The sequence below is a fragment of the Nonomuraea sp. NPDC000554 genome (assembly GCF_040300065.1).
In the GTDB taxonomy this organism is placed as follows: domain Bacteria; phylum Actinomycetota; class Actinomycetes; order Streptosporangiales; family Streptosporangiaceae; genus Nonomuraea.
On sequence record NZ_JBEPDC010000015.1, the window covers coordinates 31679 to 48860 of the forward strand.

Here is a 17182-nt window from a genome sequence, read left to right on the forward strand (position 1 = left end):
AACCTTCCGATGCGCGGCGCCGGGCGCGGAACCAGAATGTGCCCGGTGCTCACCGTCGACCTGGCGCGCGTCGCCTTCACCCGCTGCACCGTGCCCTCCGACGTGCCCGCGGGCGGGTGGACCAGTGAGGAGCGCCCGATCGGCTTCGCGGCGACCCAGCTCGTCCCCTCGTGGACCGCGCGGACCCCGCCGGGCGCCTGGATCGAGGTGGAGCTGCAGGCCCGCACCACGGCGGGCGAGCTGACCAAGTGGTACGTGATGGGCCGCTGGTCGGCGCACGGCGACCCGCGCACCTCGGTGCCCGGCCAGGGCGACGACGACGGCGACGTGGCGGTCGACACGTTCGTGGCGCGGCGGCCGGTGGTGGCGTTCAGGGTGCGGGTCACGGCGCACGGCGGCGCCGAGGTGGGCTCGCTGGGCGTGATGGCCTCCGCCGTCCCCCAGCGTCCGGCCGCGGTCCCGAGCCCCTACGCTCCGGCGGACGCGGTCGAACTGGCCGTCCCGAGGCACTCGCAGCAGGCGCACGCCGGGCACCACCCCGAGTGGGACGGCGGCGGCGCGAACTGGTGCAGCCCCGCGTCGGTGGCGATGGTCCTCGCCTTCTGGGGCCGCGGCCCGGCGGCGGACGAGCTCGGCTGGGTGGGCGACGACGACCCGGGCCCGGCCGTGGACCACGCGGCCAGGGGCATCTACGACCACAGCTACCAGGGCACCGGCAACTGGCCGTTCAACGTCGCCTACGCGGGCCTGTTCGGCCTCGACGGCTTCGTCACCAGGCTGCGCTCGGCGGTGGAGCTGGAGGGGTTCGTCCGCGCGGGCATCCCGGTGATCGCCTCGTTGTCGTTCAAGGAGCATGAGCTGCCCGGCGCCGGGTACTCCACAGGCGGGCACATCATGGTCGTCACCGGCTTCACCGCCGAGGGCGACGTGATCGTCAACGACCCCGCCGCACCGGGCGACGCGGAGGTCCGCCGGGTCTACCGGCGGGCGGCGTTCGAGAACGTGTGGCTCAGGGGCTCGGGCAGCGGGGGCATCGTCTACGTGCTCCACCCGCCTGGGCTTACTCTTCCCCCTTCCAACGGTAATTGGTGAGATATGAGTATTCGACCGATCGATGTGGCGCGCACCGATGGCGGCCCACAGTGGGTCGAGGCCGTGGCCACGCCCGCCGGGGTCGAGGTCTGGTGGGACGAGCCGCGTCCCGGCGAGGGCGGCAGGCGGTGCGTGGTCCGCCGCCTGCCCGACGGCGCCCATGCCGACGTCCTGCCCCAGGGGTGGAACGCCCGCAACCGGGTGGTGGAGTACGGCGGGCGGTCCTGGCGCCCGCTGCCGGGCGGCGGGCTGGTCTTCACGAACTGGGCCGACCAGCGCGTCTACCGCCTCGACGGCGGCGGGGAGCCGGTGGCGCTCACGCCCGAGGGGCCGTCCCGCTACGCGGACCTGTGGCTTCCGCCCGGCCGGGACGAGGTGTGGGCCGTCCGTGAGACGGACGACGTGCGCGATCTGGTCGCGGTGCCGCTCGACGGCGGACCCGTCCGAGCGATCGTTAAAGCCCAGCATTTCCTGATGAACCCGCGCATTTCCCCTGACGGCGGATTTGTCGCCTGGATCGGCTGGGACCACCCGAACATGCCCTGGGACGGAACCGAGCTGTGCGTCGCCCCGCTCGGCCCCGACGGCACCGCGGGGCCGCACCGGGTGGTCGCGGGCGGGCCCGAGGAGTCGGTCGTGCAGGCCGAGTGGCGCGACGAGGACACCCTGTACGCCGTCACCGACGTGACCGGCTGGTGGAACATCCACCTGGTGGGACGCGACGGCGGCCAGACCCGCAACCTCACCCCGCTCCCCCAGGAGTTCGGCGACGCCCCCTGGAAGCCCGGCGCGTCCTGGTTCGCGATCGCCACCGGCGCCGCCGACCGGCCGGGCGCGCACGACCCGCTCGTGGTGGTCCATGGCACCGCCGACCGCCGGTTCCTGTCCGTGCTCGACCCCGGCACCGGCGAGCTGCGGGACGTCGGCGGCGACGCCACCTACTGGGCCTCGACCGTGTCGGCGGCCGGAGGCAAGGCGGCGGCGGTGGCCGCGACCCCGTACACGCCGCTCGAGGTGACGCTGGTCGATCTCGACGGAGGCGGCCGCACGGTGGTGTCAACGCCCAAGCCGCTGCCCGACCGCGCCCTGCTGCCCGACCCCGAGGCGGTCACGATCGAGGGCGTGCACGCGCACCTGTACCCTCCGGCGGGAGCCGAGGGCCCCACGCCGTACGTGATCTTCGTGCACGGCGGGCCGACGGGCAGCAGGCCGCTGGTGCTGGACCTGGAGATCGCCTATTTCACCAGCAGGGGCCTCGGCGTGGCCGAGGTGAACTACGGCGGCTCCACCGGCTATGGCCGCGCCTACCGGGAGCGGCTGCGTACCGCGTGGGGCGTGGTGGACGTGCAGGACTGCGCCAAGGTGGCGCGCGGCCTGGTCGAGCGGGGCCTGGCCGACGCCGCCAAGATCGCCATCAGGGGCGGCAGCGCGGGCGGCTGGACCACGGTCGCGGCGCTGGTGCACAGCGACGTGTTCGCGGGCGGCGTCGCGCACTACGCGATCACCGACCCCGAGAGCTGGGTCGCCGAGACGCACGACTTCGAGTCGCGCTACCTCGACGGCCTGATCGGGCCGCTGCCGGAGACCCGGCAGCGCTACGCCGACCGCTCGCCGCTGCTGCACGCGGCCCAGGCGTCGGGCCCGTGCCTGATGCTGCACGGCCTGGAGGACGCCATCGTGGACGTCGGACAGGCCCGCCGGTTCGTCGCCGAACTGGACAGACACGGCAAAGAGTGGGCGTTGCTCACCTTCCCTGGCGAGCAGCACGGCTGGCGCAGGGAGGAGACTATCGTCGCGGTGCTGGAGGCCGAGCTGGCCTTCTACGGGCTGCTGTTCGGGTTCGACACGCCCGAGGTCCCGCCGCTCAAGCTGGAAGGAAGAGCGTGAAGAGCGTTGCCGAGATCTGCTCGGACCTGATCAGATTCGACACCACCAACCCGGGCTCCGGCGAGCGCCCGGCGGCGGAGTACGTCGCCACGCTGCTGGCCGACGCGGGGATGGAGCCGGTGGTGTTCGAGTCCGCGCCGCGCCGGACCACCGTCGTGGCCAGGATCGACGGCGACTCTCCCAACGCGCTGCTGATCCACGGCCATCTGGACGTCGTGCCCGCCGACCCGTCCGAATGGGAGCTGCACCCTTTCTCCGGTGAGGTCGTCGACGACTGCGTGTACGGCAGGGGCGCGGTCGACATGAAGGGCTCGTGCGCGATGACGCTCGCCACCGTGCTCGGCATGGCGGCGCGCGGGCTGCGTCCCAAGCGTGACCTGGTGCTGGCGTTCCTCGCGGACGAGGAGGCGACGGGCGACTACGGCTCGCGGCACGCGGTGGGCGAGCACCGGGAGCTGTTCGACGGCGTCACCGAGGCGATCAGCGAGTCGGGCGGCTTCAGCGTGGCCTCCGGCGAGAACCGGGTCTACCCGATCGCGGTGGGCGAGCGCGGCACCGCCTGGATGAAGCTCACCGCGCACGGCGTGGCCGGCCACGGCTCCAGGCCCGCGGTCGACAACCCGGTGGCGACGCTGGCGCACGCGCTGTCGCGGGTGGCGTCCCACCAGTGGCCGGTGCGGCTGACGCCGTCGGTCGCGGCCCTGATCAGGAGCCTGTCGGAGATCACCGGCCAGCCGATCGACCTGGACCGCCTGGACGCCGAGGCCGCCCGGCTGGGCGCGCTCGGCAGCCTGTTCAAGGGGCAGATCCGCAACTCGGCCAACCCGACCATGCTGGAGGCCGGCTACAAGGTCAACGTGGTGCCCTCCACGGCCGAGGCGCACGTCGACGGCCGTTACCTGCCGGGCCTGCAGGAGGAGTTCCTGGCGACGATCGACGAGCTGCTCGGCCCGAAGATCACCCGCGAGTTCGTCAACCTGGAGGACGCGCCGGCCGCGCCGTACCCGTCGGCGTTCTTCGACGAACTGGCGGGCTCGCTCGTCGCCGAGGACCCGCTGGCGCGGCCGGTTCCGTACGTGATGAGCGGCGGCACCGACGCCAAGTCGTTCGCCAGGATCGGCATCCAGGGGTACGGCTTCGCCCCGCTGATGCTCCGCCCCGACCTCGACTACTTCGGCATGTTCCACGGCAAGGACGAGCGCGTCCCGGTGGAGGGCCTGGAGTTCGGCACCCGCGTCCTGACCCGGCTGCTCACCTAGCCCCAGTGGACGCGCTCATCAAAGGCCTTACCGCCTAGGAGTGGAACGAATCATTCCGTTCTGCTAATATGGAGTCATCACGAAGCGACCGAAGGGGACTCCGATGAGCGTGAACACCGGCTGGGACGTGCTGGACGCCGCGCACCAGGCACTGCGCGAGGCCGTCGACGGGGTGCCCGCTGACGCCTGGAACCGTCCGACCCCGTGCGAGCAGTGGACCGTCACCCAGGTGCTCCAGCACGCAGCGGGCGACCAGATCGCCTTCGCCTCCTTCCTCACCGGCGAGCCCGGCCCCGGCGAGAACCCGTTCGCGCCCTCGGGCACGCTGGCCGAGGAGCCGCGGGCGTACCTGGAGGCGGCGCTGAAGCGCTCGGCGGCGGCGTGGGCGGGCGTCGGCAAGGACGTCGAGGAGGTGCCCACCCCGGTGCCGCCGAACAAGATGGCGCCCTCGCTCGGCGCGGGCGCGTGCGCGCTCGACGCGGCGGTGCACGCCTGGGACATCGCGGTCGCCACCGGGCAGCCCTCGCCGCTCACGCCGGAGCTCTCCAAGGAGTTGCTGGACGTGGCCAGGAGCATCGTCGAGCCGCTGCGCGCGTACGGCGCGTTCGCCGCCGCGCTGGAGCCGGTGCCGGGCGACGAGGTCGCGGAGCTGCTGGCCTACCTCGGCCGCAACCCCGCCTGGACTCCCGCCGCCTCCTGACCACCGCTCCCGGCCGACCGTCCTCAGCCGGCAGGGAGGCGCGGAGGTAGAAGAACTTCTACCCGCGATCGGTAAGCAGCTCTATCGCCGTCCAGCAGAGCAGCCAAGATCATTGATGCATGACCGAATCAGCGGAAATCACCAGTGTCCGGCGGCAACTCCGGCAGATGCGCATCTTCCTGGCCGGAGTCGTGGCCGCCGCCGTGGCCGGCGGGGCGGTCCTGGCCGGCAGCGGGCAGGCCGTCGCGCAGGACAGAGGCAAGGTCACCTTCGACGAGATCGACGTGCAGCGAATCAACGTGGTGGAGGCCGACGGGAAGACCCGCATGGTCCTGAGCAACAAGAAGCGGTCGCCGGGCGCCGTCGTGGACGGGGTCGACCTGGGCAATGCCGGGGCGCGTCCGGGCATGACCTTCTACAACGGCGACGGGGACGAGTCCGGCGGCATGGGCACCGACAGCGGTGTCGACGACGGGAAGCCCTGGGCGTTCGGGCAACTCGCCTTCGACCAGTACAAGCAGGACCAGACGCTCGTGCTGCGGTACATGGAGCAGGAGGGCGTCCGCGGCGTCGGCCTGGCGGTCAACGACCGGCCCACGACGTCCTTGCCGGAGATTTTCCAGGAGCGCAAGAAGATCGAGCAGATGCCGCCCGGTCCGGAGCGGGACCGGGCGATGGCCGAGTTCCAGAAGAAGTATCCGAGCCCGCAGCGGGTCTTCGTCGGCAAGAACCCCGACAGGTCCTCGGCCGTGACGCTCGCCGACGGCAAGGGCACGCCGCGGATCGTCCTGCGGGTGGGCCAGGACGGCAACCCGCAGATCCGGTTCCTCGACGCCACGGGCAAGGTCACCCGGACGATCAAGGGCTGATGAAGGACGTCACCAGCGCCTGGCAGGCGATCACGGGCCACCCGCTGCGCCTTCTCGGCTCGCCGTGGCCGTGGCGGGCGCTCGCCTACCTGCTGACCAGCCTGCCCGGCGGCGGCGTGGCGGCCGTGGTGGCCGCCTTCGGACGGCAGACCGCGCTGCTGTTCGCGATGATCACGCTGGTGGTCGTCACCGTCGTGCTGAGCGGCCCCATCGCCACCATGGAGCGGTGGCGACTGAGGCTGATCGATCCGGCGGGCGTCACCGCGCCGAAGCCGGGAGCGCGAACCTTCTCGGCCACCTGGCGCGAGATCGGCTACGCGCTGCTGTGGGCGACGATCCTGCCCGCGGTCGACGGCGTCATCCTGACGGTTGCCGCGCTGACGATCGTCTCCTTCGCCTCGGACCTCCCGTCCGCGTGGCTGACCGCCCTCGTGGTGGCGGCCGGGGCAGCCGGGTGCGCGTACCTGTTCACGGTGGTGGCCGCGGCCCAGGGAGCGCTGGCGCGGAGCCTGCTCGCCGCGCCCCCCGAAGAGCGGATGAACGAGCTGACCCGGTCGCGGGCGCGGCTGGTCGACGCGTTCGAAGCCGAGCGGCGACGTATCGAACGCGACCTGCACGACGGCGCCCAGCACCGGCTCACCGCCGTGCTCATGCAGCTCGGCCTGGCGCAGCTGGACGTGCGGGAGGATCCGGAACGTACGGCGGGAGCCATCAGCCTGGCCTACGAGCACACCCAGGCCGCGCTGGACGAGCTGCGCCGCGTGATCAGGGGCATCCATCCTCCCGCCCTCACCGACCGGGGGCTGGAGGCCGCGGTCACCGACCTGGCCCGCCACTGCCCCGTCCCGGTGACCCTGGACCTCGACCTGCCGCGCCGCCCTCCTCCGGGTGTGGAAGCGGCGGCCTACTTCTGCGTCTCGGAGTGCCTCACCAACGTGATCAGGCACAGCGACGCGCGGCAGGTCACGATCAGGGCGACAATGTCTGGCAGGTGTCTCGCCCTTGAGGTGAGCGACGACGGCATCGGCGGAGCCGACCCCGCCGCGGGCAGCGGCATCACCGGGCTGGCCGACCGGGTCGGCGTGCTCGAAGGAACCCTGTCGCTCAGCAGCCCACCAGGAGGTCCGACGGTGATCCGGATGGAACTGCCATGCGATTGACGATCGCCGAGGACTCGGTGCTCCTGCGGGAAGGGCTCGTCGGGATCTTCACCCGGTTCGGCTTCGAGGTGGTCGCCGCCGTCGGCAGCGCCGACGAACTGCTGCACGCCGTCGCACGAGATGTGCCCGACGTCGTCGTGGTGGACGTCCGCATGCCGCCGAACTTCCGCGACGAGGGGCTGCGGGCCGCCATCCGGTTACGCGCCGACCACCCCCGGCTCGGGCTCCTCGTCCTGTCGCAGGTCGTCGAGGAGACCGCGGCGGGCGAACTGCTGGAGGCCGGCACGCGCGGCGTCGGCTACCTGCTGAAGGACCGGATCGGCGCGATCATCCCGTTCGTGGAGGCGGTGCGTACGGTCGCGGGCGGGGGGACGGTCATCGATCCCGACGTGGTCCGCCAGCTGCTGGTCCACCGTCGCGCCCACGACCCGCTGGACGCGCTGTCGCCGCGGGAGCGCGAGGTGCTCGCCCTGGTCGCCGAGGGCAGATCCAACAGCGCGATCGCCCAGCGGCTGTATGTGTCGGAGGCCGCCGTGGCCAAGCACGTCACCAGCGTCTACACCAAGCTCGACCTCGGCCAGGACGCCGACGACCACCGCAGGGTGCTGGCCGCGCTGACCTTCCTCCGCTCGCGCTGACCGCTCAGCGACCTCATGGCCACCGGTCGCGGCGCCCCCATGTGTCAGGCGGGGGTCGCGAGAGCCCGGGAGAGCGCCTGGGCCAGCAGGGTCGCGGACGCGGGGGCGGAGGAGCGCCAGGCAACGTAGCCGTCGGGGCGTACCAGAACGGCGCCGTGGCCGTAGCGGGCGGCCCACCCGTCGGCGTGGTCGGCGCGGTAGGCGCGCACCGGCACGGACTGGACGGCTGCCGCGTCGACCCATTCGGCGCTGTCGCACAGGAGGACGAACTCGTCGACGAAGAGATCGTGGACACCTGCGGCGTCGAGCCACAGGTGCGGGGCGCGGGCGCCGGCCCGGGCAGGCAGGTCGAGCCGGTCGGCGAAGACGGTGTCGGCACCGTAGAGCTGCCCGAGCAGTTGCACCTTGCCGTCCATCTCCTCGGGTTCCGGAGCTCCGCTCATCCGGGCCTGCTGATGTCTGACGATCATCGGCGCGAGCGCCGCGGCGAGCGTCCGTCGCTCCGCCTCGTACGTGTCCAGCAGCCCGTCGCCGGCGCGGCCGCGGATGACGGCGGCGAGCTTCCACGCGAGGTTGTGCGCGTCCTGCACCCCGGTGTTCGCGCCCAGTGCTCCGGCCGGCGGCCACACGTGCGCGCTGTCGCCGGCCAGGAAGATCCGGCCATGCCGGTAGCGCTCGGCGACGCCCACACCCTGCTGCCAGGAGGCCACGCCTTCGATCTCGACAGCCAGGTCCTCCCGGCCCACCGCGGCCCGTACGAGCTGGACACACCGCTCCACGGTGAAGTCCTTCTCCGACTCCACCGCCGGGTCGTAGGAGACCGTCGCCTGCCAGCGACGCGGGTCGGCGGTGCTGACCAGCCCGCCGGCGAAACCAGGATTGAAGATCATCCAGAACAGCGCCCGCCGCGGCAGGAACGCCGACAGGTCCGCGCGGAAGACGATGTTCATGCTGTTCATGAAGGTCGCCTCGCCGGTGCGGGCGATCCCCAGCCGCTGCCTGATCGGGCTGCGGTTCCCGTCCGCGGCGACCAGGTAGTCGGCCTGCCAGACCTCCCGCTCGCCGCTCGCGCGGTCCTCGATCACGGCGGTGACGCCGTCGGTGTCGGCGTCGAACGAGACGAGCTCGGTGTTGAAGCGGTGCGTCGCGCTGGACGACCGGGCGGCTTCGATCAGGATCGGCTCGACGCTGTTCTGGTCTGCCATGCAGAAGACGCCCGCGGTGAGGTCCGGCCACGCCCGTGGTTCGTCCGCGTCGAAGATCCATTCCCACTCGCCGGCGAGCGTGTGGCAGCGGGCCACGCCGGCCTCGGCGTCGAACGGCTTGCCGGCCGCTTCCACCGCGTCGGCGATCCCGTACGCCCGGTAGATCTCCATCGTCCGGTGATTGATCCCGCGGGCGCGGCCGTGGATGGACACGCCCGGGTGCCGGTCCACCAGCAGCGACGGGACGCCTTGCCGAGCCAGGAAGAGCGAGCTCGCGAGGCCGACCAGGCCGCCACCGACGATGAGTACGGGGATTCTGTTCATCTGCCTTCCCTTTCCTGCCGTTCGGATTCCTGCCGCTCGTTGAATTCGGCGGCGACTTGCTGCACCCACTCACGGGACCAGGTGAGCGTGCCGTCTCGCAGGTCCGCGATCATCGTGTTGAGCCAGGCCTGCTCCGCGGCCAGTACCGCGTGCCGGTACTCCTCTTCCACCAGGAAGATCCGTGGCAGATCGGCGGACTGGTCCACCGCTGCCCGCACGTCGGCGAGCTCGGCCTCGACGGCGGCCAGCCGCACCTCCAGCTCCGCCCGCGCTTCCGGCGGGGGCAGCATGATCAGGAACGACAGCGCCACCGGGAACTCCGGGAACTCCCCGCCCACCGTCGAGAGCATCTCCCGGATCCAGGTTCTGGCCGTCGCCAGGCCGGTTTCGGTGATGGCGTAGACGACCCGTTCCGGCCGGGCGCCGTCCCGGCCGACGCCCTCTACGGCGATCAGCCCGAGCCGCAGCAGGCGGTCGATGGCCTGGTAGACGCTGGCTCGCTGGCGGACGTTGACGACCCGGTCCTTGCCGTAGTCCTTGATCAGTTGCTGGATGCGGTACGCGTGCATCGGCTCCCCGGCGAGGATGCCGAGCACGGTCAGCCCCAGGGTGGAGCGTTTGCCCTCACTTGCCATAGTCAGATCATGACTAGTTATGCCATGACTATGAAGTGCTTGCCAGGTCTCTTTCCGGTAACGATGAGCCGCCCCGGCAGGCGGCGATGCCCACCCGGGCCTTCCTGGGCACCCCGGCACCGGCTGGTCGTCACCTGACGCGATGATCAGCTGAACTTGGTCGCGGGACGCTCCTGGAGCTCGCCGTCGAGGTAGATGTCCACCTTCTCGTTGTAGAAGGAGATCAGACCGGCGATCTTCTGGCTCTCCGGGAACGGCGTGCGGTACGACCACGCCAGATCCGCGTGGCCGTTGACCGACCAGTACTCCGCCGTGCCCTTGTACGGGCAGCTGGTGGCCGTGCCGGTGTGTTCCAGCAGGTCGAGACGGACGTCCGGCTTCGGCAGGTAGTAGCGGGCCGGCAGCCCCGTCTCGAAGAGGATGTGCGGGCTGTGCGAGTCGGCCACCGTGACCCCGTCGACCTCCACCCGGACGTGCCGGCTGCTGGCCAGGACGTCGACGCGGGTGTACGGGTCGCGCGGGTGGACGAAGACCTCCTCGTCCTCCTCGAACCAGGCGTCCATCGCGTCCCACTTGAACCGCACGTGGTCGCGCAGTTCCTCGATCGGCGAGTCGGGATAGGCCAGCGCCGCGTCGGCCACCCCTTCGACGTCGTAGAGCACCGCCTCCCCCCGGCTCGGCGAGTGCGCGGTGTGGCCGCTGGGCTTGAGCTCGGCGGCGACGTCCTCGCGAGGGAGGTAGTACGTCGGGTAGTACGGCACCTCCCACACCAGCAGCGCGCCGACGGTGTCGGCGATCATCCGCCCGCCCAGTGAGACCCGTACCCTCTTCGCGGTCCGCTCGATGCGGACCCGTCCACGCGTGATCGGCTCCATATCCCGGGCAACCCCGCGCCCCTCGCCGCTATTCCGCCCCCGGCGGGCCCGTCCCTGTGAACGCATCCGACTGTCCGCATATCTTTTCGCTGAACGTAAAACAACCGGGAAATGAACAAAGATTTCGGCGACCGGCGGCTTTCATGACTGACTCCCAAGAGATCAAATAAGCCGCCGATTCGGGTTATCGACGGGCCCGAAACCCCTATATGGTGGGCGCGGCGCGGGCAGGCACGGCGGCTTGCTGCGATATCTGACCAACGCGACACCGAGGAGTTAGTGGTGAGTGTCGACACCGTCCGCGAAGAGCAGGCGATCCGCCGGATGACGGAGCACCTGGTCCAGGTCTTCACGGGCATCCACTCCGCCGAGCACGTCGAGGTCGTGGTGGGGACGGTCCGCCACCGCTTCGACGGCCGTCCCGTCCGGGACTTCATCCCCGTCCTGGTCGAGCGCGTCGTCCGCCAGGAACTGGAAACGGCGGCGGGAGCGAGCGGGGAAACGCCGTCCGAGACGACTGCGCAGGCATTCCAGAACACGACCGCGGACGTCCGGCCGGACGCTGCGACGGGAACGTCGCCCGACAACGCCGGCGACACTGTCGATTCACCGGGAATTCACGCTCCGGAAAACTCCGCGGCGCCGCGGGTCTGGACGGATCGGGTCCGCAGTAAGGGATTTCTTTCGCTGGCTCTGGCGGCGGTCGTCGTGGTCGCCGTCGTGGTGGTGGTCACGACGGGCGGGCGGGAGGAGCCCGAGACCCCGGCCGCCGCGCCGCCCCCGCTCGCGACCGTGCGCGGCGTGATCGGCTCCGAGAAGCAGGCGTTCTTCGAGGACCCGCAGGTGGTCAAGGCCTTCGCCGCCAAGGGGGTGAAGGTCGAGGTCGACCCGGCGGGTTCGCGCCAGATCGCCACCTCGATCGACCTCGGACGCTACGACTTCGCGTTCCCGTCGAGCGCCCCGGCGGCCGACAGGATCCAGCGCCAGCGTCACGTCAGCCAGAAGTACACGCCGTTCTCCTCCCCGATGGCGATCGCGACGTTCCAGCCGATCGCGGACCTGCTGACCAAGGCGGGCGTCGTGAAGAAGGGGGCCGTCCGGACGTTCGACGTCGCCCGCTACCTCGCCCTGGTCGCCAAGGACAAGCGGTGGGACCAGCTCGCGGGCAACAAGGTCTATCCCGTCCGCAAGAACATCCTGGTCTCCACGACGGACCCGCGCACGTCGAACTCGGCGGCCATGTACCTGGCCATCGCCAGCTACGTCGCCAACGGCAACACGGTCGTGCACGGCGCCACCGCCGAGGTGGAGGTGCTGCCCACGGTGTCCAAGCTCTTCCTGCGCCAGGGCTACACCGAGAACACCACCGAGGGCCCGTTCGACGAGTACCTCGCGGTCGGCATGGGCCCGTCGCCGCTGGTCTGGATCTACGAGGCGCAGTTCGTGGACGCCGCCGCGCAGGGCCGGATCAAGCCCGGGATGGTGCTGACGTACCCGTCGCCGACCGTGCTGTCCAAGCACACGCTGGTGCCGCTCAACGCGTCCGGCGACAAGGTCGGGCGCCTGCTGAGCACCGACCCCGAGCTGCAGAGACTCGCCGCCGAGCACGGGTTCCGCTCGGGTGACGCCTCCCAGTTCGCCAAGGTCGCCGCGGATCACGACGTCCCCGTCGCCGCCGACCTCATCGACGTGGTCGACACGCCGTCCTACGACACCCTTGAGCAGCTGCTCGACGGGGTCGCCAAGTCGTACGGCTGACCCGCGTCAGCCCTCGCCGGCCTGGTCGACGAAGCCGAGGCGGCGGTTCATCGCGATCGCGGACGCGTTGCGCGGATGGTGGAACGTCGCCAGCCACCGGTAACCCGACGACCGGACGAAGCGGATCGCCAGCAGCTTCAACGCCAGCGACAGGCCCTGCCCGCGGTAGGACGCCAGGACGCCGGTCATCTCGCTGAACGCGTACCCCTTCGACTCGTGCAACGACGTCGCGGTCATGCCGATCCACGCGCCGCGGTGGAGGGCGAGGGCGACACCGGCCGGGTCGAAGGAGGGCACCTCGATGCGCTCGGTGACGTACGCGTCGTAGGTGTAGAACTCGCCCCGGTCCGGGATGTCGGCCGAGCAGGTCTTGTTGAGGTCGTACAGGGCGCGCCGGTGGCCGGCCGTGTCGCCGAGCTCCGCCATCGTCGTGAACTCGACGCCTGACTCGCGTGCCCTGCTCAGGTAGGGCTCGAAAGCCGCTTCGTCGAAACCATCAACATCCAGGCGAAGCCGTACCCAATCGACCATGGTCCGACCCTATCCGCGCGGCGGCGGGCTCCAACGGTGAGGTCCTGGCGGGTGGGCACGCCCGTCGGGGCGCGCCGGGCCGTGGCGGCCGACCGTGGTCGAGCCCGTCGGGGCGTGCCGGGCGCGGGTTTCGTGGTGGGCCGCGCTATGCCAGGCCGAACGCCGCCAGCGTCGTCCAGGTGGTCACGGCGCCGACCGCCGCCCCTGCGGCCACCTGGCCCCCGGTATGGTGCGCCAGCCGGACCCGGGCCCAGCACACCAGGGCCACGACCGCGGCGCCGGCGAGCGCCGTCGGCACCACGGGCAGGACGCGTGTCAGCACCACCACCGTGCCCGCGCAGACGGCCGCGTGGAAGGAGATCTTCCACCGCAGCGTGACCGGCACGGTGACGGCCAGCGCGGCGAGCATCGCCGTCACCGTGGCCACCAGCAGTGTCGGCGCGCCCAGCGCGACCAGCAGCACCAGCGCGACGAGCACGGCCGCCACCGCCGCGAGCAGCGGCCCGGTGCGGCGGGCGCGGTCGACGATGTGGTGCGAGTCGAGCCGCCCCGACCGGACGCCCACCGCGATCACCGCGGCGGGCACGCCGCCGCAGAGCGCCGAGGCGACCAGCCCCCAGACCGCCCCGCCCCACCCCTCCGCGATCAGCCCCACGGCGGGCGGCATGACGATCACGAGCACCTGCGGGGCCAGCAGGTCCGTCACCCTCTTCGCTACCAGGTCGGCCGTCATGCCAGGAAGCGTACGGGATCATGGCCCCGTCGCCCGGCCACCCGTGACAGCGGGGGTGAAGGTCAGGACAGAGTCACGGAAGGGTCGGGTGATATAAAAGCCGGGTGGCCGAGATCACCCTGGACGTCCGCCAGCTACAGGCGTTCACCGAGGTCGGCTACCAGATCGGCGGCGGCGGTGGAGCCCACGGCGCGATGGCGGCGCTGCGCCGCGTGGTGCGGCTCGACGCGTACGAGTTCGTCGCGTTCGACCCGGCGACCGGCCGCCACCACAGCGTCGTGTCCGACGGCCACGGGCGCATCGACGGCGACGCCGCCGAGGAGTACGCCGCGCTCGACGCCTACCGCACGGCGATGACCACCCGAGCCCCGGTGAGCATGCCGGAGCCGAGCACCGAGCGTTACTTCCGCCGCCACCTCGCCCCCTACGGCTGGCGTGCCGGGCTGACCGCGCCGCTGTTCCTGGCCGAGGGCCGGTACACGGGCCTGCTGCACCTGGCGTCCAGGTCGGCGTTCACCGAGCTGACCGGCGCCCTGATCACGGCGGTCGCCCCGATGCTCGCCCACGTCACCGACCTGACCAGGTGCGTGATCGACCCGGTGGGGCTGCCGGCGGGGTTCCGCGCGGTGTCGTTCGACCGGGTCGGCACCCGCCGCGAGGTGCCGGGCGCCGAGCCGTGGGACGAGCCGGCGGCCGCCGGGCTGGCCCGCGCGTTCATCGACTCGCGCGAGCTGAGCCGCCACGGCCTGTGGCTCGACCGCGAGGGCCGCTGGCACGAGGTGCGCCTGCTCAGGGCCGGGGTCGGCTTCCAGGGGAGCCTGCAGGGCGCGGTCGTGGCCGGACGCCGGTGCGCGCTCCCGTACGAGTTGACGGGCCGGGAGGTGGACGTGCTGACCCGGGTCGCGGCAGGCGACTCCAACCCGCAGATCGCCGCCGCCCTGGTGCTGAGCGTCCGCACGGTGACGACCCATCTGGAGCACATCTTCGCCAAGCTGGGCTGCGACAGCCGCACCAGGCTCACCACCAAGGTCCTGGCGGAGGGCCTGTGCCGTCTCGATCTCTAGTACAGCTCCACCCGCCGCTGTGGCGGCACCCGGACGTGCAGCAGCTCGAACCAGACGGTCGTCGTCCCGTTGACGCGGCTGAACCCCCAGCGGTGGCTGAGCGCCTCGATCAGCGGCAGCCCTCGCCCGCTCGTCGCCTGCGCGCCGCCGTGGCACGCGCACGGCGGCCCGTCCGAGCCGCCGTCCTGCACCCGGACCCGGACGACGTCCCTGGCGGCCCGCACGGACACCGTGAACGATCCGCCCGCGCCCGAGCGCGTGTGCAGGATCGCGTTGGTGGCCAGCTCGCTGGTCAGCAGCACGGCGTCGTCGTAGAGCGGGTGGTCGCGCCCGAGCGCGGTGGTGACCAGCCTTCTCGCCCTGGACACCTGGGACGGGTTCCCCGGCAGCCGGACGACGAGATCATGGGAGCCGGGCTCGTCAGCTCCTTCGTCACTGTGAAAGTCCGACGGTGCCACGGCGACCTCCCCGATGTGCGGCGACGTCATGAGACGCGCCACACCGGTCGGGGAGATTATCGCGAAAAGGTAGGAATGCTCTTGCCCATGGTCGGCTGCGCGCCCGCGATGGCCGACCGAGTACGCTGCGATCGACGAGTCGACTAGGAGGGGTGCCCGCCTGTGAGGGAGCGCAGCAAGCCGAGCGCCCTGCTCGCGCGGCCGGTGGAGGAGGTCGCGTGAGCAGCCTGGAGGCCGTCTGGGTGCGGCCGTTCGACGAGCCGGGTGCGGCGGTCGTCACCGGGGTCTTCGACATCCTGCACGTGGGCCACGTGCGCTATCTCGGCGCGGTCGCGGCGCGTGGGCTGCCGCTGGTGATCGGGGTGGAGGACGACCCGCGGGTGCGCGCGTGGAAGGGGCAGAGCCGCCCGTTCAACCCGGCGGCGGAGCGGGCCGAGGTGCTGGCCGCGCTCCGCTTCGTGACCGGCGTGTTCGTCGTCATGGGCCCGCCCGAGGCGCACGGCCCCGAGGACTACATCGACCTGCTCGCCCCGATGCGTCCCGGCGCGCTCGCGCACACCGCGGGCGACCCGCACGCCGGGGGGCGCTGCGCCGCCGCCGCGCTGCTGGGGGCCGAGTGCTGGGAGCTGGAGGCCATCCCCGACCGTTCGACCACCCGTATCGTCAATGCGGCGGGCAAGGGCTGAGTGCTACGGTGATTGTCATGCAGCGCGCTTCCGTCACGACGACGCCGGACTCCGTCCCGGCGCGCTGATTCCATGCTTCCCGGGCGAACGCCCGGGAGTTGGTCGTTCGCCCTTTCCTGAAGGGGCTTCGATGAACGACCACCGCAGGCTCGGCCGTGAGCTGGAGATCTTCGACACCGACCCGCTGATCGGCTCGGGGCTGCCGTACTGGCTGCCCGCCGGGGCCGCGGTCCGCAAAGCCATCGAGGACTACGTCCACGAGCTGGAACGACGCCACGGGTACCAGCACGTCAACTCGCCCGTCCTCGGCAAGCGCGAGCTGTACGAGCGATCGGGTCACTGGGCGCACTACGCCGAGGACATGTTCCCGCCCATGCGGGTCGGCGGCGAGGAGTTCGTGCTGCGGCCGAGCCTCTGCCCGCACCACGCGCTGATCTACGCCTCGCGCCGGCGCAGCCACCGCGAGCTGCCGCTGCGCCTCGCCGAGCTGGGCGGCATGTACCGCTCGGAGCTGTCGGGGGTGCTCGGCGGGCTGACCAGGGTGCGGGCCATCCAGCTCAACGACGGGCACGTGTTCTGCCCGCCCGAGCAGGCCGCGGCCGAGGTGTCGGCGGCGCTCGACCTGATCGAGACCGCCCACGCCCAGCTCGGCATCCGGGCCGCCCGCTACCGGCTGTCGCTGCGCGGCGAGGGCGCGAAGTTCGTCGACGACCCCGCCCTGTGGGCCAGGTCCGAGGAGATCCTGCGGGACGTGCTGCGCGAACGCGGCCACGACTACGACGAGGAGCACGGCGAGGGCGCCTTCTACGGCCCGAAGATCGACATCCAGATCCGCGACGCCGCCGGGCGCGAGTCGACCCTGTCGACCGTCCAGGTGGACCTGTACCAGCCTGAGCGCTTCCAGCTGAGCTACGTGGGCGGGCACCGGCCCGCCATGGTGCACCGCAGCATCGTCGGAGGGCTGGAACGGCTGGTCGCGCAGCTCATCGAGGTGCACGGCGGCGCGTTCCCCGCGTGGCTGGCGCCGGTGCAGGCCGTGGTGCTGCCGCTCTCCGACGACGAGATGCCCGCGGCCGAGGACCTGGTGCGGCGGGCTGTCGCGGCGGGGCTGCGGGCCGAGCTGGCCGGTCCCGACCGGGGCAGCCTCGGCGCCAGGATCAGGGCGCACCGGCTGGTGCCGTACCAGCTCGTGGTGGGGCCGCGCGAGGTGGCGGACGGCGATGCGTCGGTCCGGCTGCGGGACGGCAGCCAGGCGGGCGTGATCCCGGTCGCCGAGCTGGCCGCCAGGTCGCGTCCGTCCTACTGACC

General features: G+C 71.9%; 17 protein-coding genes. 11 read left to right on the top strand and 6 right to left on the bottom strand.

All coding sequences use genetic code 11. The features are described from left to right. The first annotated feature begins 36 nt into the window (after window positions 1-36). The 7 genes from ABT294_RS26820 (at window position 37) to ABT294_RS26850 (ending at window position 7605) form a co-directional block, all read left to right on the top strand. The gene (locus ABT294_RS26820) at window positions 37-1092 is read left to right on the top strand and encodes a C39 family peptidase (RefSeq protein WP_350809027.1); all 1056 of its coding nucleotides are present in this window, start codon (window positions 37-39) and stop codon (window positions 1090-1092) included. Between the two features lie 3 nt (window positions 1093-1095). Further along, on the top strand, window positions 1096-2979 hold the full coding sequence (locus tag ABT294_RS26825) for a dipeptidyl-peptidase 5 (protein ID WP_350809028.1): 1884 nt from the start codon (window positions 1096-1098) through the stop codon (window positions 2977-2979). Then, a complete protein-coding gene (locus ABT294_RS26830; RefSeq protein ID WP_350809029.1) occupies window positions 2976-4238 on the top strand; it encodes a M20/M25/M40 family metallo-hydrolase in 1263 nt (420 codons plus the stop codon). The genes ABT294_RS26825 and ABT294_RS26830 overlap by 4 nt, the downstream gene beginning before the upstream one ends. 103 nt (window positions 4239-4341) lie before the next feature. After that, on the top strand, window positions 4342-4938 hold the full coding sequence (locus ABT294_RS26835) for a TIGR03086 family metal-binding protein (protein WP_350809030.1): 597 nt from the start codon (window positions 4342-4344) through the stop codon (window positions 4936-4938). Window positions 4939-5057: 119 nt separating this feature from the next. After that, a complete protein-coding gene (locus ABT294_RS26840) occupies window positions 5058-5807 on the top strand; it encodes a hypothetical protein (protein WP_350809031.1) in 750 nt (249 codons plus the stop codon). Further along, on the top strand, window positions 5807-6967 hold the full coding sequence (locus ABT294_RS26845) for a sensor histidine kinase (protein ID WP_350809032.1): 1161 nt from the start codon (window positions 5807-5809) through the stop codon (window positions 6965-6967). The genes ABT294_RS26840 and ABT294_RS26845 overlap by 1 nt, the downstream gene beginning before the upstream one ends. Further along, entirely contained in the window at window positions 6958-7605 is a 648-nt protein-coding gene (locus tag ABT294_RS26850; RefSeq protein WP_350809033.1) for a LuxR C-terminal-related transcriptional regulator, read from the top strand. The genes ABT294_RS26845 and ABT294_RS26850 overlap by 10 nt, the downstream gene beginning before the upstream one ends. Before the next feature lie 44 nt (window positions 7606-7649). On the opposite strand, the gene ABT294_RS26855 is transcribed toward ABT294_RS26850, so the two are convergent. From ABT294_RS26855 to ABT294_RS26865, 3 genes are all read right to left on the bottom strand, one after another. Further along, window positions 7650-9134, bottom strand: a complete 1485-nt coding sequence (locus ABT294_RS26855) for an FAD-dependent monooxygenase (RefSeq protein ID WP_350809034.1) — start codon at window positions 9132-9134, stop codon at window positions 7650-7652. Next, window positions 9131-9769, bottom strand: a complete 639-nt coding sequence (locus ABT294_RS26860; RefSeq protein ID WP_350809035.1) for a PadR family transcriptional regulator — start codon at window positions 9767-9769, stop codon at window positions 9131-9133. Before ABT294_RS26860 ends, ABT294_RS26855 begins: the two co-directional genes overlap by 4 nt. Before the next feature lie 146 nt (window positions 9770-9915). Then, entirely contained in the window at window positions 9916-10644 is a 729-nt protein-coding gene (locus ABT294_RS26865) for a DUF427 domain-containing protein (protein ID WP_350809036.1), read from the bottom strand. Window positions 10645-10926: 282 nt separating this feature from the next. Here ABT294_RS26865 and ABT294_RS26870 point away from each other — a divergent pair, with 282 nt between their 5' ends. Next, window positions 10927-12402, top strand: a complete 1476-nt coding sequence (locus tag ABT294_RS26870; protein ID WP_350809037.1) for a three-helix bundle dimerization domain-containing protein — start codon at window positions 10927-10929, stop codon at window positions 12400-12402. Between the two features lie 6 nt (window positions 12403-12408). Here the strand turns inward: ABT294_RS26870 and ABT294_RS26875 are convergent, their stop codons facing one another. Together ABT294_RS26875 and ABT294_RS26880 are read right to left on the bottom strand one after the other, a co-directional pair. Continuing rightward, entirely contained in the window at window positions 12409-12933 is a 525-nt protein-coding gene (locus ABT294_RS26875) for a GNAT family N-acetyltransferase (RefSeq protein ID WP_350809038.1), read from the bottom strand. Window positions 12934-13078: 145 nt separating this feature from the next. After that, complete coding sequence (locus ABT294_RS26880) at window positions 13079-13666, bottom strand: hypothetical protein (protein WP_350809039.1); 588 nt, start codon at window positions 13664-13666, stop codon at window positions 13079-13081. A gap of 104 nt (window positions 13667-13770) precedes the next feature. Here ABT294_RS26880 and ABT294_RS26885 point away from each other — a divergent pair, with 104 nt between their 5' ends. Beyond that, window positions 13771-14730, top strand: coding sequence for a helix-turn-helix transcriptional regulator (locus tag ABT294_RS26885; RefSeq protein ID WP_350809040.1), 960 nt, complete (start codon window positions 13771-13773; stop codon window positions 14728-14730). Here the strand turns inward: ABT294_RS26885 and ABT294_RS26890 are convergent. Further along, window positions 14727-15188, bottom strand: coding sequence for an ATP-binding protein (locus ABT294_RS26890; RefSeq protein WP_350809041.1), 462 nt, complete (start codon window positions 15186-15188; stop codon window positions 14727-14729). The genes ABT294_RS26885 and ABT294_RS26890 overlap by 4 nt on opposite strands. Before the next feature lie 218 nt (window positions 15189-15406). On the opposite strand from ABT294_RS26890, the gene ABT294_RS26895 reads away from it, so the two are divergent. Together ABT294_RS26895 and thrS are read left to right on the top strand one after the other, a co-directional pair. Next, the gene (locus tag ABT294_RS26895) at window positions 15407-15874 is read left to right on the top strand and encodes an adenylyltransferase/cytidyltransferase family protein (protein WP_350809042.1); all 468 of its coding nucleotides are present in this window, start codon (window positions 15407-15409) and stop codon (window positions 15872-15874) included. Between the two features lie 130 nt (window positions 15875-16004). Then, entirely contained in the window at window positions 16005-17180 is a 1176-nt protein-coding gene (gene thrS, locus ABT294_RS26900; RefSeq protein WP_350809043.1) for a threonine--tRNA ligase, read from the top strand. The last annotated feature ends 2 nt before the right edge of the window (window positions 17181-17182 follow it).

Coding starts and splice junctions, on each gene's coding strand:
- ABT294_RS26820 (WP_350809027.1), top strand. CDS start 37: ATGTGCCCGGTGCTCACCGTCGACCTGGCGCGCGTCGCCTTCACCCGC.
- ABT294_RS26825 (WP_350809028.1), top strand. CDS start 1,096: ATGAGTATTCGACCGATCGATGTGGCGCGCACCGATGGCGGCCCACAG.
- ABT294_RS26835 (WP_350809030.1), top strand. CDS start 4,342: ATGAGCGTGAACACCGGCTGGGACGTGCTGGACGCCGCGCACCAGGCA.
- ABT294_RS26840 (WP_350809031.1), top strand. CDS start 5,058: ATGACCGAATCAGCGGAAATCACCAGTGTCCGGCGGCAACTCCGGCAG.
- ABT294_RS26845 (WP_350809032.1), top strand. CDS start 5,807: ATGAAGGACGTCACCAGCGCCTGGCAGGCGATCACGGGCCACCCGCTG.
- ABT294_RS26850 (WP_350809033.1), top strand. CDS start 6,958: ATGCGATTGACGATCGCCGAGGACTCGGTGCTCCTGCGGGAAGGGCTC.
- ABT294_RS26855 (WP_350809034.1), bottom strand. CDS start 9,134: ATGAACAGAATCCCCGTACTCATCGTCGGTGGCGGCCTGGTCGGCCTC.
- ABT294_RS26860 (WP_350809035.1), bottom strand. CDS start 9,769: ATGGCAAGTGAGGGCAAACGCTCCACCCTGGGGCTGACCGTGCTCGGC.
- ABT294_RS26865 (WP_350809036.1), bottom strand. CDS start 10,644: ATGGAGCCGATCACGCGTGGACGGGTCCGCATCGAGCGGACCGCGAAG.
- ABT294_RS26875 (WP_350809038.1), bottom strand. CDS start 12,933: ATGGTCGATTGGGTACGGCTTCGCCTGGATGTTGATGGTTTCGACGAA.
- ABT294_RS26880 (WP_350809039.1), bottom strand. CDS start 13,666: ATGACGGCCGACCTGGTAGCGAAGAGGGTGACGGACCTGCTGGCCCCG.
- thrS (WP_350809043.1), top strand. CDS start 16,005: ATGAACGACCACCGCAGGCTCGGCCGTGAGCTGGAGATCTTCGACACC.